We start from the raw sequence: 23,434 nt of genomic DNA, 5'->3' as shown, positions 1-23,434 counted from the left end.
CGACGTAGGGGACAATTGCGGCCGTGATCAGAGAAGTCGTGATCAGAAGCAGGGCGACGGCGGCGGGCATCGCACTCGGCGCCATGATCGACCTGGTGGTGGGAGACCCCCGCCGCGGCCATCCCGTCGCCGTCTTCGGCGGCCGCGTCGCCGCCCTCGAAAAGCGGATATATCGCGACTCTCGTGCCTCCGGGGTCGCCTTCGCCACCGTATGCGTGGGCGCCGCCGCGGGCATCGGACTGGCCGCCGAGCGGCTGACCCGGTCGCGCCCCGCCGCCCGTACGGCCGTGACGGCAGCGGCGACCTGGGCCGTGCTCGGCGGCACGACCCTCGCCAGAGAGGGCGTCCACCTGTCCACCGCTCTGGAGGCGGGCGATCTGCGTGCCGCCCGCGAGCGGCTGCCGCACCTGTGCGGCCGCGACCCGTCGAGGCTGGACGCCGCGGAGATCGCCCGCGCGACGATCGAGTCGATCGCGGAGAACACCTCCGACGCGGTCGTCGCCCCGCTGCTGTGGGGCGCGGCCTTCGGCGTGCCCGGCCTGCTGACCTACCGGGCGATCAACACGCTCGATGCCATGGTCGGCCACCGGTCGCCGCGCTATGAGAGGTTCGGGTGGGCGTCGGCCCGGCTCGACGACGCGGCCAACTTCCTGCCGGCCCGGCTGACCGGCCTGCTGACCGTGGCGCTGGCCGGCGTCGCGGCCAGGGGCGGCACGGTGTCCGGCTCCCGGCGCCGGGCCGCCGCCGTGCTCCGCCGCGACGGCCACCGCCATCCGAGCCCCAACTCCGGCCGGTGCGAGGCCGCCTTCGCCGGCGCACTCGGCGTACGGCTCGGCGGCGTGAACGACTACGGCGGCAGGGTGGAGCACCGCCCAGAGCTCGGCGACGGCCCGCCGCCGGGTGTGGCGGACATCCGCCGCTCCGTGCGGCTCGCCCGCGCCGTGTCGGTCACGGCCGTCGCCCTGGCGGCGGGCACCCTGGGGGTGGCGAGCCTGCTCGCCCGTGGCCGCAGGCGACGATGAGCGCCGAGGGCGGGCTCGGGCGGGGTGAGAGAGACGCGGCCGGGCTCCGGCGGATTGATAGATTCGACATCGTGGGCAGTTCCAATCGGGTCCTGCTGCTGTTCGACGGGGAGTGCGGTTTCTGCCAGTTGTGCGTGAACACCGGGCGGAGGCTGCTGCCGTACATGCCCGCGGTGCGCGCCTGGCAGTTCGTCGACCTCGCGGCGTTCGGGCTCACCCGTGAGCAGGCCGCCGCGTCCGTACAGCTCATCGGCCCGGACGGGCTGCGCGCCCACGGCGCGCGTGCGGTCGCGCTGATCCTGGCCCTGCAGCCGCTGACGAGGTGGCGTGCGGCCGGCCGGCTCGTGCTCGCCCCGCCGCTGAGCTGGGCGGCCGAGGCGGGCTACCGGATGGTGTCCCGCTACCGCCGCCACCTCCCCGGTCGTCACACCCTCTCGCCGCACTGACGTCCCCGAAGATCGAGGCGTCCCCGAAGATCGAAGCGTCCCCGAAGATCAGGGCGTCCCTCGAAGATCAGGGGATGAGCAGCAGCTTGCCGGTGGTGCGCCTGGCCTCCAGGTCGTCGTGCGCACGGCGCGCCTCGGCGAGCGGGTAGCGCTGCGAGACGTGCACCTTGAGCGCTCCCGACGCCACCCAGCCCAGCACGTCGCCCGCCCGCCACAGCAACTCGTCACGGTCGGCGATGTAGTGGGTGAGCGAGGGCCGGGTCAGGAAGACCGAACCGGCGGTGTTCAGCCGCTGCGGGTCGAGCGGCGGCACCGCTCCGCTGGCCCCGCCGTACAACGCGAGCATGCCGCGCGGGCGCAGCGACGCGAGCGAGCCGTCGAAGGTGGCGGCGCCGACCCCGTCGTAGACCACGTCGACGCCCGCGCCGGTGATCTTCTTCACCTCGTCGGCGAAGTTCTCGTAGCCGATCACCTCGTCGGCGCCGGCCTGCCTGGCGAGCTTCTCCTTCTCGGAGGTGGAGACCGTACCGATCACCCGGGCGCCGCGCAGCTTGGCGATCTGCGTCAGCAGCAGCCCCATGCCGCCGGCCGCGGCGTGGACGAGCACGTGGTCGCCCTGCCGAATGGCATAGGTGGAGTGGGTCAGGTAGTGCGCGGTGAGGCCCTGGAGCAGTACGGCGGCCGCGAGGTCCGGCGACAGCCCTGCGGGCAGCACGATCGCCTTCTCGGCCGGGATCACGATCTTGGTGGCGTACGAGCCGAGCACCTGGGCCCAGCCGACGCGGTCGCCGACGACGACGTCGGTGACGCCCTCGCCCACCGCCGCGACCGTGCCGGCCCCCTCGGAGCCGGGGACGAACGGCACCGGCAGTGGATAGCGGCCCTCGCGATGGTAGACGTCGATGAAGTTCACCCCGCTCGCCGCCACGTCCACCAGCACCTCGCCCGGTCCGGGCACGGGGTCGGGGAGTTCGGCGGGCTCCAGCGCGGCGGATCCGCCGGGGGTGTTGACGACGATGGCACGCATGGTGCGACTCCTGTCTGCGGTATCTGCGGCGTTCTCTTCCTGCCAGTCCCCAAACCCACCGCCCTCACGCGTTGTTCCCCGCCTCCCCGGAGAGGCTCGCGGCAGGGGGACGTACGGCGTCACGCGGGGTGGGGCGGAGGCTGCGGCCCAGGTCGGTACGCATCGTGGTCGCGGCGTCGAGCACGTAGTTCTGCCGCACCCGCCAGGGCGCGCGCGGCCCCTGCCTGGGGAAGTCGCCGACGGAGCGCTTGATATAGCCCGAGGTCAGGTCCAGCAGCGGGCGCTCTTCGAGTTCGCGGTCGGGGTGCGGCACGACCGCGGCGTAATCGTGCCGGTCCATCCACCTGAGCACTTTGCAGACCAGACGCGAGGTCAGGTCGGCGCGCAGCGTCCAGGAGGCGTTGGTGTATCCGATGCAGATCGCGAGGTTCGGGATGCCCGTCAGCATCGCGCCACGCCACACGAACTGCTCGGGCAGCGCCACCTCGACCCCGTCGACGGTCGGCGCCACGCCGCCGAATGCCTGCAGGCGCAGTCCGGTCGCGGTCACGATGACATCGGCATCGAGCACGCGTCCGGATTTCAGGCGGATCCCCTCGGGGACGAAGCGATCGACGTGGTCGGTGACCACCTCGACGCGGCCCGACCGCACCGCCCGGAACAGATCCCCGTCGGGGACGGCGCACACACGCTGGTCCCAGACGTCGTACGGCGGCGTGAAGTGGTCGGCGACCAGACGCCGGTCGGCGAGGGCCCGCGCCGCCCGCCAGGTCAGGAGCCTGCGCGCCGCCCCGGGAAAGCGGCGGCACCACTGGTAGGAGATGGTGCTGAAGGCGATGTTCTTCGTACGGACGAGCCGATGGGCGAGCCGCTGAGGCAGCCTTCTGCGGCACCAGTCGGCGAACCCGTCCCGCCCGGGGAGCGAGGCGATCCAGGTGGGGGTGCGCTGCAGCATGGTGACGTGGGCGGCCCGCTCCGCCATGGCCGGGACGATCGTCACGGCGGTGGCGCCGGAGCCGATGACGATCACCCGCTTGCCGGTGTGATCGAGGTCGCGCGGCCAGAACTGCGGATGCGCGATGGTCCCGGCGAAGTCCTCGACGCCGGGGAATCCGGGGTCATATCCCCGGTCGTAGTCGTAGTAGCCGGTGCACGAGTAGAGGAAGCCGCAGGTGACCGTGTGCCGCGAGACCCCCTCGGCACCACGCCGCTCGACGGTCAGGGTCCACGTGGCGGTGGCGGTGTCGAAGTCGGCGCCGACCACTCTGCTGGAGAAACGGATCTTCCGCTCGATGTCGGACTCGGCCGCCGTCTCGCGGATGTAGGACAGGATCGTCTCACCGTCGGCCAGCGCCTTCGTCCCGTGCCACGGCTTGAACGGGTATCCGAGGGTGAACATGTCGGAGTCGGAACGGACACCCGGATATCGGAACAGGTCCCACGTGCCGCCGATCGACTCGCGGGCCTCGAGGATCGCGTACGTCTTCCCCGGGCACTCCGTCTGCAGACGGTACGCCGCACCGATCCCGGAGAGGCCCGCGCCCACGATGACCACGTCGAAGTGCCGGGCGTCGCCGTGCCGCGGCCTGGTTTCGTGACCCATGTCGTTCATGCCCCTGAGTTTCCGTCGCGAAGTCGTCCCATGCGACGCGAGCGTCTCACGGATGAGACCCGCCGACGCGGCGGGGTGAGCCGGGCCGGGGACGGGGGAGGGACCGTTTCCCGATGCGTTCGTTATCCGGATAGCGTCCCTCGTCTCGCGGATAGCGGGGTGTGACGCCGTCTCCTACGCTCCAATGCAGACAGGTCTTTCCGTACGCGTGAATCCCTGTACTCGGGAGGGTCACGGCAGGGAAACCGAGGGGGTCTCCCGCCGGTGACCGAGGAGCACAGCATGATGAACTGCCCGACCATTGACGGCTCGGCCGCCGTCATCACGGCACCGTCGTTCAAGAACATGTACACCTGTGAACTGCCGCACTTCCCCGAGGGAGTCGGCGCCGTACGCCGCCGCGCGCAGGGCGTGCTGACGGCCTGGGGGATGCCCGCCGCTGCCGCCCGGGAGGCGGTGCTGGTGATCTCCGACCTGGTCACCGACTCCGTCACGAACGGCCTGCCGCCGGCCGAGCTGCGGCTCTGCCTGCGCCGGGACGGCGTACGGACCGTGGTCCGCGTCGAGGTCGCCGAGACCGAGAGGGTGCCGGCGCCCGTGTGGCCGGGCGTCATCTCCCGGCGTGACGTGCTCGGCTGCGGCAGCGCCGTGATCAAGGCGCTGGCCGTTCGCTACGGCACCGACAGCCGTTCCGGAGTGATCACCCGCTGGGCGGAACTGCCGGCCTTCTGACCGCCGGAGGGTCAGTCGCGCAACGTCTGCGAGGGGGTCTCGCCGAAGCGCTGCCGGTAGGCGAGGGAGAACCGGCCGAGGTGGACGAATCCCCAGCGGAAGGCGATGTCGGTGACGGTCGTGGTGCCCGGGGCGCCCGCGGTCAGCTCGGCGCGCACGTGGTCCAGGCGCACGTCCCGCAGGTAGGCCATCGGCGTGGTCTCCAGGTGGCGGCGGAACCCCTCCTGCAGTGCCCGCACGCCCACGCCCACCGCCTCGGCGATGTCCTCCACCGTGAGCGGTTCGGCGGCGTGCCCTTCGATCAGCTCCATGGCCCGTTTCACGGCGGGCGGCGCGACCCGGGGCTGATCCCCGAGCAGGGCGGTGGTGTAGTTGTTGGGCTGGGCCAGCAGCAGCTGCGTCATCAGCAGCCCCTCCAGCTGGCTGACGGCCAGCGGCTGGCTCAGCATGGCGCCGTCCGACTCCGCCTCCTGCCGCAGCAGGCCGACGACCGACATCCAGGACCGGCAGGCGGCCCGGTTCAGGTCCATGCCCAGGGAGAAGTCGAGCGGCTCATGCACCTCACGGCCGATCATCCGGCTGAGGTGGGATTCGAGGGCGGCGCGGTCGAATCGCGTGATGAGCTGCGGAGTCCCGGCCGCCCACCGCAGGGTCAGCTGCTCGGTCGGTGACAGCACGGAGGCGACATCGGCGGTGGAGACGATCCGCTCCCGGCCGTGGGACACCTCCGCTGCCCCGGACAGCGGGATCATGACGAGAAAGCAGCTCTCCCACGGGCTCGGGGTGATCAACACCTCCGCTCCGTAATCGAGGGCGCACAGGCCGATCCGGTCGAGGTCCATCGCGTTCATGCGGGCGTCGAGCCTGGCCCCGCGCTCCGCCAAGCGCAGACCGAATGCGGGGAGGGTGCCCGTGACCAATGTGCGGGCGTCGTCGACCTCATACGTATGGAACCGCTCATAACCGGCGAGCGGGAGCGTTTGAGCGGCCACGTCCACCTCCTTAGGGATCGCGCGGCCCGGATGGCATTGCATCCCGGGGGCGGCGGCCGTTGGGTTCACTCCGGACGCGGTTTCAATTTCGCATGATAGGCGGAGCCGGTAAGCCGACGCCGACCCTGATGAACCTGCTGTTGTCCATGATGCCGCTGTGCCCCAGAGGTGTTCATCCGACTCCCAGCGCCGCACCGGATGAATTCCAAATCTTGGCCAAGAACGATCGCCCGTTCTTTTATGGGGCGGCATCGCGGTCTCCGGCGGAGATCCTTGCAGGAGCCTTCGGAGACGGGGTCAGCCGCGCAGCGTTTCCGAGGGGGTTTCGCCGAAGCGTTGGCGGTAGGCGAGGGAGAACCGGCCGAGGTGGACGAATCCCCAGCGGAAGGCGATGTCCGTGACCGTGGTGGCGCCCGGGGCGCCGATGGTCAGCTCGGCGCGCACGCGTTCCAGGCGTACGTCCCGCAGGTAGGCCAGCGGCGTGGTCTCCAGGTGGCGGCGGAATCCCTCCTGTAGTGCCCGCACGCCGATGCCCACGGCCTCGGCGATGTCCTCCACCGTGAGCGGTTCTGCGGCGTGTCCCTCGATCAGCTCCATGGCCCGTTTCACGGCGGACGGCGCGATCCTCGGCTGCTCTCCGAGCAGGGCGGAGGTGTAGTTGTTGGGCTGGGCCAGCAGCAGCTGCGTCATCAGCAGGCTCTCCAACTGCTTGAGGGCCAGCGGCCGGGTCAGTATGTCGCCACCGCTCTCCGCCTCCCGCCGCAGCAGGTCAACGATCGACAGCCAGGACTGGGACATGGGCTGGGCCAGATCCATGCCCAGTGAGAAGACGATGGGGCGGTGCGGATGCCGCCCCAGCATGTGACCCAGGTGGGTCTCCATGGCGGAACGATCTACCCGTGCGATGAGCTGCGGACTCCCGGCCGCGAACCGCATGGACAGATCCTCCGTCGGCGACAGCACGGAGGCGATCTCTGGCGTCGACACGATCTGCTCCCGGCTGAGGGACACCTCCACAACGCCGGCCAGCGAGACCGCGACGAGAAAACAGCTCCCCCACGCGCCAGGCGTTATCGACGCCTCCGTCCCGTAGTCGATGGAGAAAAGGCCGGTCCGGTCGAACGTCACCGCGTTCATCCGAGCGTCGAGACGAGCAGCGCGGTTCGTCAGGCGCAGGCAGTAGGGAGCGAACGCCTCCCCGATATGCGCGCGGGCCTCATCGAGGTCCTGCGTGTGGAACCGCTCATACGCGGCGAGCGGTAGCGATTGAGCGGTCATGTCCACCTCCATCAGGGGGCTCCGTCCGGGCGGCCCGCATCGAGCGGATGACCGAATTGCCTGTCTACCCAGACCTGGGCGCAACGCGCAGGGCAGCGGAATGTCCGCGTACGGCGTCGCGCTCGTCGTCGGCGTGGTCGGGCGCGGCCAGCCGGCGCGCCGCGTCGACGATCGATGCGAGCACGGTCTCGGCCTGCTCGGGGTCGTAGTCGAGGTGCTTGCGCTTGGCCACGCCGTACGTGTTCAGCAGGACGTGCTCGTCGGGAACCACGTCGTGGCGTTTCAACGTGGCGCGCACGCACATCAGGGGACAGCCGTCCAGGGCCAGGATCGGCCGCCCCGAGGTGGCCACCCGCACGAGGGAGGGCACGTCTCCGCCGACCCCGGCGATGCACGACATCTCCGCCAGTCCCATGCGGTCGAGGCGCAGCGCCAGATCGTTGGCCATCTGCGCGGCGCTGGAACAGCCTGAGCAGGAGTAGACGAGGGGGAGGCTCGCTCGGTTCGGCCGCGCCATGATGCGTCCTTTCCTCGGACGGCAGGTCGCCTCGATGCTGGCATTCCGCCGCCTCCCGGGCATCGGACCTTCGTCACCGATGACCAGGACGTACGACCTCTGCGGGAAAGCCTTCCACTGCGCCGACTGAAACCTCTGCCGTGGGCGAGATCGCCGAGTGAGCCGCCCGGTCGAGCATGCCCTGAAGATGCCGACCGCGGCACAGCGGCAGACCCCGACCCCGTGTCTCTCTGAAGTCCTCGCCCCTCAGGAGGCCCTGCCTCTTCAGGGGGTGCTTGCCCTTCTCTTTATCGGGGAGGGGGTCTTGGCGTTGGCGTTGGTGACGGTTCTCTCCGACTCAAGAGGTCATACGCCACGTGTGCCGGTGCGAGAGGGGCCGGTGTAGGTGAATTCCCAGCGGTCGGGGCCGATCTGGCGGAGTTCATATCGGTCGGGGTGCCGGTAGCGGTCGCGGTTGTGGTGCTGGCACATGGGGCCGAGTCTGGCCAGGTCGGTGTGGCCACCTTCGCTCCAGTTGTCGATGTGGTCGACTTGGCACATGCTCGCGGGGAGGGGGCAGCCTTTCACCATGCAGGTGTCGTAGCGGGCTTGGATGGCGCGGCGTTGGGCGGGGGTGGCCAGGCGGGTCTTGCGGCCCATGTCCAGGACCTGCCCCTCGGTGTTCATGACCAGGCGGACGAGGGTGGAGGTGCGGGCCAGGCGATGGATGTCGGTGATGGGCAGCAGTTGTCCGGTGGACAGCAGCAGCCCGGGCAGGGTGCGCAGCACCGACCGCCACCGCCGGTCCCCGATCCCGGAGTCGCCGTTCCCGGCGTCCGTACCCCCGAGGTCCACGCCCCCAAGGCCCTTGTCCTGGTGGTTCATGCCCCCGAGGTCCGTGCCTCCGAGGTCCGTGCCTCCGAGGTCCGTGCCTTCGAGGTCCGTGTCCCCGAGGTCCGTATCCCCGAAGTCCGTGCCTTCGAGGTCCGTGCCTCCGAGGTCCGTATCCCCGAAGTCCGTGCCTTCGAGGTCCGTGCCTCCGAAGTCCACGCGCCCACGGTTCCTGTCCCCGAGATCCCTACCCTCGTGGTCTGTGTGTCCGTGGTCGGTGGGCTGATCGGCTCGACCAGGGCGAGCGGTCCCGCCGGGATCGCCCTGACCTGGATCGTCCTGACCGGGATTGCTCCCGCTGGGATCACCTCTGCCGAGATTGCTTCTATCGGGGTCGCTCCTACGGGGTTCGTCCCCGCTGGGGCCGTCTCCACGGGCGGTGCTGGGAGTACTCGGGTCTGGCTCGATCTCCCGTGGTGGGCTCTGCCGGTTGTCTTCTCCCTGACCGGCGGCGGGGGCGGTGACGGGATCGGGGGTGCGGCTTTCGCTGGAGTTCTCGGGGCTCTGGCCGCGGGTGAGAACCTCGCCTGGATCGGCGCACCCTTGGCCGTCCCTGCGGCCAGACCGAGGAAAGGATCCCGGAGCGGATTCGGGAGTGGGGTCAGGACCGAGGTCCGCGTCGGCGTCCTCGCGGGGTCCCGGGCCGCTCCCCGTGCCGGTTTCACACTCCGGGCTGTCGTTCCGGACGGCGCCACCAGACGTGATGTCTTCGGGCACGGTGTCTTCGGGCGCGATCTTGTCGGGAGCGACATCGTCGGACGCGGTGTCTTCGGGCGTGGCATCGCCAGGTGCGGTGTTGTCGTCAGGGGCGGAGTCCCCCGGGGGAGCGGTGTGGTGGGTGGGGTCGTCGGGCAGGGACTCGGCGTTGACGATCACCAGTAGTTCGGCGGTGATCTGCTGTTCCAGCAGTGCGATTAGTGCGTCGGCGTTGCGGACCCGTAGCGGCCGGTCATCGCCCTGGGTCTTCGGTTTGGCGTAGGCGTCCAGCAGGGCCCGTAGCCGGGCGGCGGCCTCTCGCGGTAGGCGGAACTCTCCCTCCACACCACCCGTTTCGGTCTCTCGCAGCAGCAGGAACCGGGCGTCGTAGTCGACCTCGGCGTCCTTGATCTCTCCGTCGGGGTCCAGGACCGCCCGCAGATACCGTCCCGCTTTCGCGATCTCCTGCGGGCCGGCGGAATCGGCCAGCTCCAGCAGGATCGTCTCGGCCTTGGCCGCGTCCTCATCGCTGAGCCCGGTGGTGGCCGCGCAGATCGCCGCCACGATCCCCTCGGTCAGGTTCCCGGCGGCGTACCGTCGGCGGACTTCGGGCAGGCGCGCCAGCTCGATGCCCAGGGCCACGGTGCGGTTGGCGTTGCGGCGGCTCATCCCACACACCGACCGCAGCCAGGTCTTGGTCGAGGCATGCCCGTGTTCACGGGCGGCCCCGGCGGCATGTACCCGTGCGACGCGCTCCGCGATCGCCGCCTCCAGCCGATCCCGCGCGAACGCCAACTCCTCCACCTGCGCCAGACACACCTGCGGCGCATCTGGGACCGCCGTCACCGCCAACGCCAGCGCAGCCTCCCGGACCTGGCTCACCAGCGGCCACGACGCCCCCTCACCACCACCCCCGGCCTGGGCGCCCCCGTCCGCGGGGTGGGTGGCTCCATCACTCGCGTGATCACTCTCGCGGCCAGACGAAGCGTCACCCGCATCCGCATCGCCAGGTGTGTGATCACCGGCGTGCCCGGTCCCATGGTCAGCGGCGGGGCCGGACACATCATGACCGGCCGCAGGGGCGGCTGCGGGAACATTCACGCTGCCGCTGCCCACGTCGCCTTCACGACGGTCACCTGGGCGCACACCGCTCGAATCCACACCGCCCGGCAGCGCCGTGTTCGGGAGTGCGGCGTTCGCGGACGCACCGGGGACGGCGGCAAGCCAGTCGGGCCAGTCAGACCAGTCGGGCCAGTCAGCCCAGTCGGGCCGGTCAGCCCAGTCGGGCCGGTCAGACCAGTCGGGCCGGTCAGACCAGTCGGGCCGGTCAGACCAGTCGGGCCGGTCAGCCCAGTCGGGCCGGTCAGACCACGGCATGCGGCCCGCAGACCCGCCCCTGCCAGGGGCGGCAGCACGGACCTGCGCCTCGGCCTTCACGCCGGCCCACCACCGCGGACCCGGCAAGGGCTCGGAATGGGAAACCGGAAGAGCTGGATCGAGTCGATCCGCAGACTTCGTCTCCCGTGCTGCCGGACTCACCGATCCCCTCCCCTCCGACATCCACTTCCCCTTCGACATCCACCATTTCGAACGCCTGTCGCAATTCTTTCACCGGCAACTCGGCAAAGGCAATAGCCTCATCCAAGAAATTCAATGAAATTACGAGAAGTAAATACCTGGTCGTGCGCTATCTACTAAATGCCCCGCATGAGTTGCGTTCGCCCCAATTTTGGCAGCCCGTACCGGCGGGCACCGTCGCGCTAATTTAACTCAGTCACCAATGTCCAAATCGGGCAAACGGTGGAACCTCCCTGCCGTATGGGTGACCGATGTTCTCGGTAATCGACGTTGGAGGGTGCTCGGCTCGGCAGATGCGACCGCGATGGCGTCGCCACAGGTGGCGGTTGGCGAGCAGCACCGATGTTGGAACCCCGCGACATCGCATCTGGCAAGGACCGCCAGGCGCGCACAAATGTGAAGGTTCGGCGCAGATTGTTGATTAACAGGAAAGAGGGCCACTAACGTTCACCATCGTTGTCTGAAGGCCGACCGGAAGGGGAGCGACGATGAGGATGATCCGTGGTGGGCTGGCCCTGGTGGTGATAGGGGTCGCCCTGGTCGCGGGCGCCGTGCCGGCACAGGCCGCCGGAGCCGCTCCCCTGACCGAGGCGGAGGTCAAGAAGGCGCTCCTCACCAAGAAGGACCTGGGGAAGGGGTGGATTGTCCTCGAGGATGACTACAATGGCGCCCGTCTTTCGACCTATCGGGTGGACGTCGCCCGCTGCGCGGACGCGCTGGAGGCCCACGATGCGGTGTTCGGCGGCGCGCGGCCCGGTGTGTTGCTCTTCGGCGAGAAGGGCGGCGGGCTGCTCCAGGTCCTCACCGGGAACACGAAGGAGATCGGGCGGCTGAAGAACGCCGCCGCCAGGGTCGGCAAGGCGTGCGACGGAGTGGTCGGGTTCCGTGAGGGAAGCGCGTTCAAGAAGAAGAAGGTGACCACCCTCGGGGATTCGACATATGCCTTCGAGGTGACCTTCGACCATGCCTCGTATCCCGGGGCGGACACCTCGACCGTGGTCTCCGAGATCGTCGTCGTGCCCTACCGCAGCTCGGTCGTCGTCTTCCAGGGTCTCACCGGAAAGGGCCGCTCCACCTGGCCGAACACCATGAAGATCGCAAAGATGGCCGTTGCCAAGGTGAAGAAGCTCTACGCCAAGCGCAAGTAAGGATGATCATCGGGCCGAGCCGTACGGGATGAAAGTTTCATGGCCCGTTGACGGCCGGGGCACCCCGCCATCAAGATCTTGATGCCGCCTGGTCAGGAGGGGGCGCCGAACCAATGCCGCTATCCATGGCGAGGTGTGCCGTGCCCGAAAACCTATTGAGAGTCGCGTCAGCCGTCGTGCTGGTGGCGGCCACCCTGAGCGCTCCAACGGCGTACGCCGACGACGGCGACGGTGAGGTCACTCCCGTCGCGGTGACCGTCAACGCGCGCGCCGCGCTTTCCGCCGTCCCCGAGACCGGCATCGGCACCAACCACGCGATCTGGGACGGCCAGCTGGGCACCGACGACACCGCCGACCTGCTCAAGGACGCGGGAGTGAAGCTGCTGCGCTATCCCGGCGGCTCCTACTCCGACATCTACCACTGGGCCGACCACACCGCCCCCGGCGGCTACGTCGCGCCGAACACCGACTTCGACACCTTCATGGCGGGTGCGCGCCGCACCGGAGCGCAGGCCATGGTGACGGCCAACTACGGGACCGGCACGGCCGAGGAGGCCGCGGGCTGGGTCCGCTACGCGAACGTCACCAAGGGGTACGGGATCAAGTACTGGGAGATCGGCAACGAGAACTACGGCAACGGCCACTACGGCGCCGCCTGGGAGGCCGACGACCACGCCGACAAGAGCCCGGCCGAGTACGCACGCCACGTCGTCGCCTACGCGGACGCGATGAAGGCGGTCGACCCGACCATCAAGATCGGTGCGGTGCTGACCACGCCCGCCAACTGGCCCGACGGCCTGGTCGGCGGGGGAGACGAGGGCACCTGGAACAAGGTCGTCCTGTCGACCGCCGGGCCGAAGATCGACTTCGTGATCCTGCACTGGTATCCGGGCGCGCTGGACAAGACCGCCCACATCCCCGACATGATCCATCTCACCCGCCGGCAGATCGCCGAGTACGCCGGGGCCGGGTCGGACCGGATCGGCATCGCGATGACCGAGTTCAACACCGGCAGCAACAGCTCCGGCACGAACACCCAGCCGGGTGCGCTGGCCGCCGCCGACTCCTACGCGACCCTGATGGCCAACGGGGTGTTCACGGTCGACTGGTGGAACGTCCGCAACGGCATCGGTCCCGTCAAGGAGGTCGAGGGCCACACCGACTACGGCGACTTCGGCCTGCTGTCCAGCGGCTCGTGCACCTCTGACGGCAGCGTCTGCGAGCCGGCGCTGAACACGCCGTTCGCGCCCTACTACGCGCTGCAGATGGTGAGCAAGTTCGCCCGCCCCGGCGACCAGTTCATCCGGGCCGCCACCGACCAGGCCGAGGTCGCCGCGCACGCCGTACGCCGTCCCGACGGCTCCCTCGCCGTCATGCTGATCAACACGTCGTCCGGCACGTCCTACCCCGTCGAGATCGACTACTCCGGCTTCAGCCCAGCCGCCGGAGCGCCCACCGTGCTGAGCCACACCAACGGTGCCACCGCCATCACCAGCTCGACCACGGGGAGCGCGAGCAGCCAGACGCTGCCGCCGCTGTCGCTGACCACGATCGTCCTGCGTCCCGCCACCGCCCAGACGGGGCTGCCGGGAGCGCCGGGTCAGCCGACCGCCTCGAACGTGACGGACAAGGCCGCCACGATCTCCTGGCCGGCCGCCACCGCCGGCGCCCGTCCGATCGCCAAGTATGAGGTCCACCGCCAGAACGGCGCCATCAGCGAGCAGCTCGGTGAGACCTCCGGCAGGTCCCTGACCGTCGGCAACCTCAGGCCGGGCACGCGCTACACGGTCAACGTGATCGCGCGGGACGCCGGCGGCGCCGTCTCGTGGGCCTCCCCGCCGCTGACGTTCACGACCGGCACACCCGCCTCCAGCGCCTGCACGGTCCGGTTCACCGACCAGAACGACTGGGGCAACGGCTACGTCGGCGGCATCGACATCACCAACAACGGCGCGCCGATCGACGGCTGGACCCTCAACTTCAGCTGGCCCAGGCCGTGGCAGAGCCTGGGCAGCGGCTGGAGCGCCGTCTGGACGGAGAACGGCTCGGACGTCAAGGCCGTCAACGACTCCGGCAACGGAAAGCTCGACACCGGGGCGTCGACGACGATCGGCTTCGTCGGCAACTACAGCGGCCCGAACGTGCTTCCCACCGTCTTCACCCTCAACGGCACCGTCTGCAAGACGCTCTAGGTCTAGGTCTAGGTCTAGGTCTAGGTCTGGAGCTCTAGGTCCGGCCGTCGTCCGGCGGCCTACCTCCCCGGCCCGGGGCCCTCCCTTCGCGGAGCGGCTCCGGGCCGGTTCCATGCCGAGCCGAGGCGCCTCACCGGTGGGTCCGCCGTGTCGTGCTGATGCGGGTGTTCCGTCCGTACTGTCCTGACTGGAACGGTACAAAAACGCCCAAACATGACAAAACGCGTGACATCTGTTCAAATAGGAAGGGATTGCGAGGTGCCCTCCAGGTGCCGCGACCGTGAAAGTTCCCCACTTCTGATCGCTAGGAACGCCCTACGGTGACCTTGACCTACGAAGCCGCGCCCTCGGCTGTACCGTCCCTGTCCCCCAAATTCCGTGTATTCACCACGAGACACCTGGACGAGCTGCTGGCTCGTGCCGGCCTGACCCCCGATCAGCGGTTCGCCGCCCGGGCGGTCGCCACAGTGCTGCCCTTCCGTACGAACAACTACGTCGTCGACGAGTTGATCGACTGGCGGGCCGCCCCCGACGACCCGATCTACCGGCTGGTCTTCCCGCAGGAGGACATGCTCCCCGCCGAGGACGTCGCGCGCCTCGCGGACCTGCTGCGCCGCGAGGCGCCCGCCGGTGAGGTGACCGCCGCGGCCACGGCGGTGCGCAGGAAGCTCAATCCGCATCCGGCCGGACAGCTGCAGCTCAACGTGCCCGCCTTCGCAGGCGAGGAGCTGCTCGGTGTCCAGCACAAGTACGACGAGACCGCGCTGTTCTTCCCCAAGCAGGGGCAGACCTGCCACGCGTACTGCACCTACTGCTTCCGGTGGGCGCAGTTCGTCGGCGAGCCCGACCTGAAGATGGCAGCGGAAGAGGTCGGCCAGCTGAAGGAGTATCTGCTGTCGCACCCGCAGATCACCGGCGTCCTGTTCACCGGCGGCGACCCGATGATCATGAGAGCGCCGGTGCTGAGCAGGTACGTCGAGCCGCTGCTGGAGCTGGAGCAGCTCGAGGCCATCCGGATCGGCACCAAGTCCCTGGCCTACTGGCCGTACAAGTTCGTCACCGACCCCGACGCCGACGAGATGCTGCGCCTGTTCGAGAAGGTGGTGCGGTCGGGCAAGAACCTCGCCTTCATGGCGCACTTCACCCACCCCCGGGAGCTGGAGTCCCCGGTTGTGGCCGAGGCGGTGCGCCGGATTCACGACACCGGCGCGATCATCCGCACCCAGGCTCCGCTGATCCGCTCGATCAACGACGATCCGGTGCTGTGGGAGAGCATGTGGCGGCAGCAGACCCGCATGGGGATGGTCCCCTACTACATGTTCGTCGAGCGTGACACCGGCCCGCAGGACTACTTCGCGGTGCCGCTCGCCCGCGCCTACGAGATCTTCCGGGACGCCTACCGGAACGTCTCCGGCCTGGCCCGGACCGTACGCGGCCCCTCCATGTCGGCCACCCCGGGCAAGGTCTGCGTCGACGGCGTCGTGGAGCTGTTCGGCGAGAAGGCCTTCGCGCTGCACTTCATCCAGTGCCGGGACTCCGACCTGGTCAACCGGCCCTTCTATGCCAAGTACGACCCCGAGGCGATCTGGCTGGACGACCTCAGGCCCGCCTTCGCCGACCGGTTCCCCTTCGAGCATCTGCGGTCCGTGGAGGATCCGGCCTGACGAGCGGTCGGCCCGATCTCACGGCGGACGGCCGGGCCCGGCCGGAGAAACGACCGGCCGGGCCCGGCGCCGCCGTACGACGACCGGCTTCAGGCTCCTCTGCCACGTCCGGCCGCGCCGATCGCCTCGACGACGAGCCAGGCGTTGGCGGACGGATTACGCCCCTTGCGGTCCGGCCGATCATGATCCGGATCCGCCCGTCGCGCACGTTTCCCCGCCACCTTGTGCTCTCCGTACGGAAAATCCCCGGCAGATGCTTGTCATACCGAGGAAGGTGGCCGGTGATCTTACGCTGGACCTCGGCTCGATTCGTCGCCGACGCGTAGTCCTGGAAGTGGTAGAGCACCCATAGCTCGAAACAGGGTAACGAGACGATGACGTTCACCTTGTTACGACGGCTGTTGTGAGTGCCGTGTCCAGGGTCGTGTGCTCATCGACATCGACCAATCCGGCGCGACCAGCCTCTAATTCAATCACGCCCCCGTCTGCGAAGGAACTTTCCGTAACTCGCCCTGAGAGTGTCGGGAACCTGCCGAGGCGCCGATCCGGCCTCGAGGTGTGACGACTTGCGTTCGCGCTGCTGGGAACGTATGTTCGAGGTAGCGGCGAGTGAGTTCGCCGATCGATCCGCCCGCCTTCCCCCGGGTGGCCCGGAGCCACAGGGAGAAGGGTCTTGAGCAGGCTTTACGGCGATCCGATCGAGGTGTGGATCAGGGACGGGCAGCCCGTCCAGTTCGTCTGGCGTGATCGGCTCTACGCCATCCGCGAGGTGCAGGACCACTGGGTGGTCGCCCGCGAGTGGTGGAAGACCTCCGACAGCGACCCCGGCGAGCGGCGGTTCTGGCGGGTGGTGGCCGCCACCGGCCGGGAGAGCGGGACCTATGAGCTGCGTTTCGACACCGCCGGCGGTGATTGGCTCCTGTTGAGGGCATGGGACTGATGAGAACGTTCCGGTCTCGAGACGAGGTGGGAGGGCCCTGATGGCCCCCTTCATCCACCTGCACACGGCCTCTGCCTACTCTCTCAGGTACGGCACCGCGTTTCCGGACGCCCTCGCGGGGCGGGCGGCCGAGCATGGCATGGACATGCTCGCGCTGACCGACCGCGACGGCCTCTACGGCGCGATCAAGCACGTCCAGGCGTGTCACGACAGGGGCATCGCCCCGATCGTCGGTGTCGACCTCGTCCTCTGCGACGGCCATGCCGTACACGGCGTGGACAGCGGGGTGCACGGCGCGGAGCGGGGGAAACGCGCCGGATCGGCCGGGCACGGCGAGCCGCCCCGGGTCGTCGTGCTGGCCCGCTCCGATGGCTGGGCGGCGCTGTGCCGTCTGGTCACGGCCGCCCATCAGGTGGGGGAGCGCGGCGAGCCGTACGTCACGCCGGAGCTGGTGGCGGAGCACGCCGTGAGCACGGGCGGCGGGCCGCGGCTCACGGTGCTGCTCGGCCCCCGTTCCGACGTCGGCCGTGCGGTGGCGGAACGCCGCGACGACCGGGCACGCGCGCTGCTGGACGCCTGGCGCTCGGCCGTGCCCGACGTCGTGGTCGAGGTGACCGATCTGTACGGCTACCGCGACGCGAACACCGCGACCCGCATGCTCGGCCTGGCCCGCTCGATGGGCGTGCCCGCCGTGCTGACCAACGAGGTCCGCCACCTGCACGCGGCCGACCATCAGGTCGGCGACGTGCTCGACGCGGCACGCCGGCTCGTGCCGCTCCACCCGAGGCACGTCGAGCATCCCACCGCGCACGCCTACCTCAAGGACGGCCGCGAGATGGCACGGGTGGCCGTCCGGATCTGCGGCGGCGACCTCGACCTGGCCGAGCGGCTGCTGGCGCAGACGCGGCGGGTCGCCGAGCGGTGCGCGCTCGACCCCGTCGAGATCGTCCCGCTCCTCGACGCCGAGGACCCCCGGCTCCACCTGCCCGAGATCGGCGAGGACCCGGTGCCGCTGCTGCGCAGCCGCTGCGAGGACGGCCTGAACCGCCGGGGTCTGGACCGTACGGCGGACGCGCGGCACCGGCTCGCCGCCGAGTTGGCGATCATCGAGAAGAAGCGGCTGTCCGGATATTTCATCACTGTCGCCGACATCACGGAACTGATCCGTTCGATGGGCGTCCGCTGCGCCATCCGCGGCTCGGGGGCGGGCAGCCTGGTCAACTATCTGATCGGCATCGGCGACGTGAACCCGCTCGAACACGGCCTGCTGATGGAGCGTTTCCTGTCCGAGGGACGCCGCGGCCTGCCCGACATCGACATCGACGTGGAGTCCGCACGCCGTCTCGACTGCTATCGCGCGATCCTCGGCCGGTACGGCGAGGCCGGCGTGGCCTGCGTCTCGATGATGGAGACCTATCGGGCCCGCAGCGCCATCCGGGACGTCGGGGCCGCAATGGGCCTGCCCCCGCACGAGATCGACGTCATCGCCAAGGCGTTCCCGCACGTCCGGGCCAGGCAGATCCGCGCCGCGCTGTCCGATCTGCCCGAGCTGCGCGACAGCGGGCTGAACGACCGGTCGCTGCAGACCGTGTTCCGGCTGGCCGAGCGGCTCGACGGGCTGCCCAGGCACATCGCGCTGCACCCGTGCGGTGTGCTGATCGGCAACTCCTCGCTTCGCGATCACACCCCTGTGGAACGCAGCATGCTGGACTTCCCGATGTCGCAGTTCGACAAGGACGACGTCGAGGCGGCGGGTCTGCTCAAGCTCGACGTGCTCGGCGTGCGGATGCAGTCGGCGATGGCCTGCTCCCTCCGGGAGATCGAACGGGTCGACGGCCGGAAGATCGACCTGGACGCCGTCCCCCGCGACGACCGCGACACCTACGACCTGATCGGCGTCGGCCGCACGCTCGGCTGCTTCCAGATCGAGTCGCCCGGCCAGCGGGAGCTGGTCGCCAAGCTGGAGCCGCGCACGATGCACGACCTGATCGTCGACATCTCCCTCTTCCGGCCGGGGCCGGTCAACTCCGACATGGTCACGCCGTACCTGGAGGCCAGACACGGCTTCCGCGAGCCGGACTATCCGCACGAGAGGCTGCGGGAGCCGCTCAGGGAGACCCACGGCGTGGTCGTCTTCCACGAGCAGGTCCTGAGGGTCATCGACGTCATGACCGGATGCGGGCTGTCGGAGGCCGAGAAGGCCCGCCGCGCACTCGGGACGCCGGAGGGCCGGGAGGCCGTGCGTGCCTGGTTCGTCCCGCTCGCCCGGGAGAACGGCTTCGCCTCCGATGTGGTCGAGCGGGCGTGGCGGGTGCTCGACGCGTTCGGCGGGTTCGGTTTCTGCAAGGCGCACGCCGCGGCGTTCGCGCTGCCCACCTACCAGTCGGCCTGGCTGAAGCGGCATCACGCTGCCGCGTTCTTCGCCGGTGTGCTCACCCACGAGCCCGGCATGTACCCGGGCCGGGTGATCCTCGACGAGGCCCGCCAGTGCGGCGTCGACATCCTGCCCCTGGACGTCAACCACTCCGGCGGGACCTGGCAGGTCGAGCGGACCACCGGGACCGGGGCGCACGGGCACGCCGGGATCGGGCGGGGGTACGGCCTGCGGGTGCCGTTCTCCGCCGTGAAGGGGGTGAGCGACGCCGAGGTAGGGCGGATGGTCGCCGGGCGGCCGTACACCTCGCTGGCCGACTTCTGGGAGCGCGCCCGCCCGTCGCGGCCGGTCGCCGAGCGGATCGTGGCGGTCGGCGGCCTCGACGCGCTGCACGGCCTGCGGCCGGGCGAGCCGAGGTGGCGCCCGGGTGAGCTGACCCGGCGGGACCTGATCGCCCAGGTGGGCGCCCTCGACCGGGCCTCCGGCGCGGGAACGGCGGGGCAGCTGCCCATGGGGTTCGCCGAGCGGGTCGCGCCGGGGGAGCTGCCGGAGATGAGCGAGGCCGAGGCCGTCGAGGCGGAGCTCGAGATCCTCGGCATGGACGTGAGCCGCCACGTGATCACTTTCCACGACGAGCTGCTCGACGCGATCGGCGTGACCCGGTCCAGAGACCTGCTCCGGCTACGCAACGGCGCCGAGATCCTGGTCGCCGGGGCCAAGGTGGCCACCCAGACTCCCGCCGTACGGTCGGGCCAGCGGGTGATCTTCACTACGCTGGACGACTCCACCGGCCCGATCGACCTGACGTTCTTCGAGTCCGTGCAGGCGCACACGGCGGCGACCGTCTTCGGGTCGTGGCTGCTGGTCGCGCGGGGCGTGGTCAGGCGCACCGGGGGCAGGGCCGTCTCGCTGCGCGCCCTGCACTGCTGGAACCTGCTCGACCTCGACCGGCTCTGGCGCGATCACGGCATCGACGCGGTGCGCGCCGTGCTGAGCGAGACGCCCGCACCGCCGGATGCGGCGGGCGCGGGCGTCGGCGGGCGGCCCATCGAGTACGGCAACGGCTATCGGCTGTCGCCCTACTCCGACATCGGACCGGCCTCCGGCGTGCGGGAGGGGCGGTTCCTGCGCCATCCGGAGGAGCCCCAGCGGCGGCTCTGGCACGCCAGCTCGGGCAGCTCGGGCCCGGCCCCCTCCGCCCGGTGACCGTTCCGTACGGCCCGGCGATAGCTGGAGCGATGCGCCGGCGGGCGGGTCCGGCCGGGCCGGCCGGGATCGTCCAGGCCCTGCGCCGGATGGGCCTGGCGGGCCGTCCGGCTCTCCCCGGATCCGTCGATCTCGCCGTCCCGGCCCGTGCCGGTCTGACGCGTGCCCCCGCCGTCACGGCTCTCGTGGTCGTCGTGGTCCTCGTGCAGGGAAGTGATCTCGCGGACCGTGGCGGCGCACAGGACGGCGGCGACCACGACCGCGGCCAGCGCGGGCAGGCCGATGCCGGTCAGGTCTCTCCCCGGGTGCGTGGGCCGGGCGAACACCAGGCCGAGCGCTCCCAGCCAGCTCAGCCACCAGCAGCCGACCAGTAGCAGCCATCGCGGTCGCTGCGCGCCGCGTCCCCACGCGGCCCGGAGACCGTTGTTCCGTACGGCGTCGCGCCAGGCCAGGTCGGCGAGGATCGGCGGCATCACGAGGTTGACCCCGGGCAGCAGCCACACGGCGGCCAGCGCCGGCGCGGGAATGCCGGGCCGCACGCGCCGCAACCAGGACAGGTACGCGGATCCGGCCAGTGCCGTGGCCGCCGCGACGGCGATTATCAGGACTGCGAAGAAGCTCACGGCTCCGATCAGCCGACCCGCCTCCGGCGCGTCCGGATCACCGCCGAACGCCGCGAGCTGGGCGGCCAGCCGTCGCCCTCGCGTCTCCTCGAAGACGGCCAGCGCGGCCATGGAAACGGCCTGGGCCGCCAGGCCCGCGTACACACCGGCCGCCGCCCGGCTGAGGCGCGCCGACCTGTGGACCCCCGACGAAGTGGACCGCATGTGAATCTCCCCCCGGCATGCGCGTCACTTCCCTCACTCCTATCCCACGGGCGTTGTCCCTAATCAGTGTGGATCGCAGCCTCGGCGGCGCCGGACCTCCGCACCGAGGGGCGTGTTTCTCCGAGGTCACACCTTCGTGGACGTCCCGATCCAATCGAAAGAACGTTCTTCACAAATCGGGGTCTTTCCGTAATGTTGTCTCGCCGTCAATGATCGAGGAGGACACATGAGCCGCCGGGGCTGGCTGCTGTTCGTGATGATGTGCTTCATCTGGGGTGTCCCGTACCTCATGATCAAGGTGGCGGTCGAGAGCGTCTCGGTCCCCGTGCTGATCTTCGCCCGCACCGCGGTCGGCGCCGCCGTCCTGCTTCCGCTGGCGCTGCGCGGCGGGCAGCTGGCCGGGCTGGCCCGCTACTGGCGGCCGCTCGCCGCCTTCGCCGCCATCGAGATCATCCTCCCGTGGTGGCTGCTGTCGGACGCGGAGCGGCGGGTCTCCAGCTCGATGGCGGCCCTGGTCATCGCGGCGGCGCCGATCCTCGCCGTGGTGATCGCCAGAATCATCGGGGACACCGACCGGCTCACCCCCACCCGTTTGGCGGGCCTGGTGCTGGGTTTCGCCGGGGTCGCCGTGCTTGTCGGCCCCGACCTGCGCGGCGGCGATCCCTGGGCGATCGTCGAGCTGCTGCTGACGGCGTGCGGGTACGCCACCGCCCCCCTGCTGGCGGCCCGCAAGCTCAAGGACGTGCCGTCACTGCCGATGACCGCCGTCTGCCTGACCCTCGCGGCCCTGGTCTACGCCCCGGCGGCGGCGCTGACCTGGCCGCAGACCATGCCTCCGGGGCGGGTCCTGGCCGCGCTGGCCGGCCTGGCCCTGATCTGCACCGCGCTGGCGTTCATCGTGTTCTTCGCGCTCATCCGCGAGGTCGGGCCCACCCGCTCGGTGGTCTTCACCTACATCAACCCCGTCGTCGCGGTCCTGGCGGGGGTCCTCATCCTCAGCGAGCCCGTCACGCTCAACATGCTCATCGCCTCCGTGCTCATCGTCGGCGGCTCGGTGATGGCCGCCGGTCGCGCGCGGCCGGCCGAGGACGAGGCCGCGGACGATCCGCGGGGCGAGGTCGTGCCGGAGCCCCGTGACCGGGAGGCCGGTGACGGGGCTCACCCGTCAGGCCGCCAGGCGCTGGCGGACGCGGCCGGGCGGGCCGACGAGTGAGCCCCTCCCACTGACGGAGGCTGAGACGGTCAGAAACGCAGGACGGCCCCTATTCCGTCGGGCGACGGGAGATGGTCGACGAACCAGAAGTCGGCGTCCGTCCCGGCGACGGCCCGCGCCAGTGCGGAGTCGACCCGCTCCTCGAACGGCTCGGCCACGCCCCAGTCGAGCAGCTCGGCCCGGTCCGTGGACAGATGGGTCGGCTCCGGGCCCACCCACATCGTTGCCGTCGACGACGGATCGTCGTGCAGCAGCAGCGTCTGCACCCGTGCGTCGCGCAGCGCCCGGGCCGTCTCCTGCAGCCCGATCGCGTACGGCCCCGCCGCGTGGGCCTCGAGCAGCGCGGCCCGGCACCGTTCGACCCACGCCGCACACGCACGCTCCACGTCGGCCTCGAAGTTCCGCAGGTCGGCTCCGGCCGCGCGGCTGCCGTGCTCGGACGTCGTGACCTTCCTGGCGGTGTCCTTGCAGAGGCATTCCAGCACGAGCCCGCGCGCCCTCGGATCGCCGCCCAGCACCACGACCTCGGCGGCGGATCCCTGGGTCTCCTTGTCCACCACCTCGGCGACCGCGACCGCGTTGCGCCGCCAGACCTCCTCGACATCGCGCTCGTAGCGGGTCTGCGACCAGCCGCCCTGCCCGGTCTTCTGGATCGGCCACTCCTCCACGGCCTCCACGGTCTCCGTCCGCCGGGCTCCGTTCCTGAAGATGGTGAGTTCCGCGCCCATGCGATCGGCCAGCACCCGGATGTGCGGCACGGGCTCGCCACGCTGGGCCAGCAACGGGACCACGTGGGGGAGCGGCGACCAGCGCGCGGTCTGCCGGCGTGGCGGCGCGGGGAGGGGATGGTGGAGCACGATCTCGTCGCCCGCGGCGAAGACGACCCGGCCGGGCGCGACCATGCGGGGATCCAGCACCAGTTCACCGATCGGATCCAGCACCCGCGCCGGGGCCCCGGCCGCGGTGAGCCGCTCCCTGAGCATGGCCCACCGTCGCTGGACCACATTGGCCTGTCCCTCGTTCGACCGTTCCGTGTCGAGATAGACCGAGGCGTACGGCCCCGGCCGGTCGTACAGCGGCCGGATGAAGTCGAGTCTCAA

Annotated in this window: 16 protein-coding genes and 1 pseudogene; 9 read left to right on the top strand and 8 right to left on the bottom strand. The window is 70.3% G+C overall.

What is annotated here, in order from left to right; genetic code table 11:
• The first annotated feature begins 23 nt into the window (after positions 1–23).
• Both AP234_RS00545 and AP234_RS00540 read left to right on the top strand, forming a co-directional pair.
• The gene (locus AP234_RS00545; protein WP_431997932.1) at positions 24–1,022 is read left to right on the top strand and encodes a cobalamin biosynthesis protein; all 999 of its coding nucleotides are present in this window, start codon (positions 24–26) and stop codon (positions 1,020–1,022) included.
• 71 nt (positions 1,023–1,093) lie between these two features.
• On the top strand, positions 1,094–1,468 hold the full coding sequence (locus tag AP234_RS00540) for a DCC1-like thiol-disulfide oxidoreductase family protein (protein ID WP_055477517.1): 375 nt from the start codon (positions 1,094–1,096) through the stop codon (positions 1,466–1,468).
• A gap of 67 nt (positions 1,469–1,535) precedes the next feature.
• On the opposite strand, the gene AP234_RS00535 is transcribed toward AP234_RS00540, so the two are convergent.
• Entirely contained in the window at positions 1,536–2,495 is a 960-nt protein-coding gene (locus AP234_RS00535) for a quinone oxidoreductase family protein (protein WP_055477516.1), read from the bottom strand.
• A 64-nt stretch (positions 2,496–2,559) separates the two neighbouring features.
• Positions 2,560–4,107 (bottom strand): flavin-containing monooxygenase, encoded by a 1,548-nt coding sequence (locus tag AP234_RS00530; RefSeq protein ID WP_200926178.1) that lies wholly within the window; start codon positions 4,105–4,107, stop codon positions 2,560–2,562.
• 282 nt (positions 4,108–4,389) lie between these two features.
• On the opposite strand from AP234_RS00530, the gene AP234_RS00525 reads away from it, so the two are divergent.
• Positions 4,390–4,839, top strand: coding sequence for an ATP-binding protein (locus AP234_RS00525; RefSeq protein ID WP_152990149.1), 450 nt, complete (start codon positions 4,390–4,392; stop codon positions 4,837–4,839).
• A gap of 11 nt (positions 4,840–4,850) precedes the next feature.
• Here the strand turns inward: AP234_RS00525 and AP234_RS00520 are convergent, their stop codons facing one another.
• The 4 genes from AP234_RS00520 to AP234_RS00505 all read right to left on the bottom strand — a co-directional run bounded on the left by AP234_RS00520 (position 4,851) and on the right by AP234_RS00505 (position 10,074).
• On the bottom strand, positions 4,851–5,831 hold the full coding sequence (locus AP234_RS00520) for an AraC family transcriptional regulator (RefSeq protein WP_055477514.1): 981 nt from the start codon (positions 5,829–5,831) through the stop codon (positions 4,851–4,853).
• Positions 5,832–6,128: 297 nt separating this feature from the next.
• A complete protein-coding gene (locus tag AP234_RS00515) occupies positions 6,129–7,109 on the bottom strand; it encodes an AraC family transcriptional regulator (RefSeq protein WP_055478162.1) in 981 nt (326 codons plus the stop codon).
• Positions 7,110–7,173: 64 nt separating this feature from the next.
• Positions 7,174–7,626 (bottom strand): putative zinc-binding protein, encoded by a 453-nt coding sequence (locus AP234_RS00510; RefSeq protein ID WP_063842715.1) that lies wholly within the window; start codon positions 7,624–7,626, stop codon positions 7,174–7,176.
• A 345-nt stretch (positions 7,627–7,971) separates the two neighbouring features.
• Positions 7,972–10,074 (bottom strand): DUF222 domain-containing protein, encoded by a 2,103-nt coding sequence (locus AP234_RS00505; RefSeq protein ID WP_055477513.1) that lies wholly within the window; start codon positions 10,072–10,074, stop codon positions 7,972–7,974.
• A 1,184-nt stretch (positions 10,075–11,258) separates the two neighbouring features.
• On the opposite strand from AP234_RS00505, the gene AP234_RS00500 reads away from it, so the two are divergent.
• From AP234_RS00500 to AP234_RS00490, 3 genes are all read left to right on the top strand, one after another.
• Entirely contained in the window at positions 11,259–11,918 is a 660-nt protein-coding gene (locus AP234_RS00500) for a hypothetical protein (protein WP_055477512.1), read from the top strand.
• Positions 11,919–12,073: 155 nt separating this feature from the next.
• Positions 12,074–14,110 (top strand): cellulose binding domain-containing protein, encoded by a 2,037-nt coding sequence (locus AP234_RS00495; RefSeq protein WP_235557890.1) that lies wholly within the window; start codon positions 12,074–12,076, stop codon positions 14,108–14,110.
• A gap of 320 nt (positions 14,111–14,430) precedes the next feature.
• The gene (locus AP234_RS00490) at positions 14,431–15,774 is read left to right on the top strand and encodes a KamA family radical SAM protein (RefSeq protein WP_055477510.1); all 1,344 of its coding nucleotides are present in this window, start codon (positions 14,431–14,433) and stop codon (positions 15,772–15,774) included.
• On the opposite strand, the pseudogene AP234_RS39345 reads toward AP234_RS00490, so the two are convergent.
• A pseudogene (locus AP234_RS39345) lies at positions 15,710–16,165 on the bottom strand (RloB domain-containing protein); the annotation flags it as partial. The gene AP234_RS00490 and the pseudogene AP234_RS39345 sit on opposite strands and share 65 nt — an antisense overlap.
• 282 nt (positions 16,166–16,447) lie before the next feature.
• On the opposite strand from AP234_RS39345, the gene AP234_RS00485 reads away from it, so the two are divergent.
• The 3 genes from AP234_RS00485 to AP234_RS00475 all read left to right on the top strand — a co-directional run bounded on the left by AP234_RS00485 (position 16,448) and on the right by AP234_RS00475 (position 22,334).
• Positions 16,448–16,714 carry a DUF6504 family protein gene (locus AP234_RS00485; RefSeq protein WP_055477509.1) on the top strand — a complete coding sequence of 89 codons (267 nt, stop codon included), beginning with the start codon at positions 16,448–16,450 and terminating at the stop codon, positions 16,712–16,714.
• Between the two features lie 40 nt (positions 16,715–16,754).
• Positions 16,755–20,294, top strand: coding sequence for a DNA polymerase III subunit alpha (locus tag AP234_RS00480; protein WP_055477508.1), 3,540 nt, complete (start codon positions 16,755–16,757; stop codon positions 20,292–20,294).
• 1,053 nt (positions 20,295–21,347) lie between these two features.
• Complete coding sequence (locus AP234_RS00475; RefSeq protein WP_063842713.1) at positions 21,348–22,334, top strand: DMT family transporter; 987 nt, start codon at positions 21,348–21,350, stop codon at positions 22,332–22,334.
• A 29-nt stretch (positions 22,335–22,363) separates the two neighbouring features.
• Here the strand turns inward: AP234_RS00475 and AP234_RS00470 are convergent, their stop codons facing one another.
• Positions 22,364–23,434: a Vms1/Ankzf1 family peptidyl-tRNA hydrolase gene (locus AP234_RS00470; protein WP_055477507.1), complete on the bottom strand. Its 1,071-nt coding sequence runs from the start codon at positions 23,432–23,434 to the stop codon at positions 22,364–22,366.

This window comes from Sphaerimonospora mesophila (assembly GCF_001417795.1).
Taxonomy (GTDB): domain Bacteria; phylum Actinomycetota; class Actinomycetes; order Streptosporangiales; family Streptosporangiaceae; genus Sphaerimonospora; species Sphaerimonospora mesophila.
This window is presented reverse-complemented; position numbering and strand designations above follow the sequence as displayed.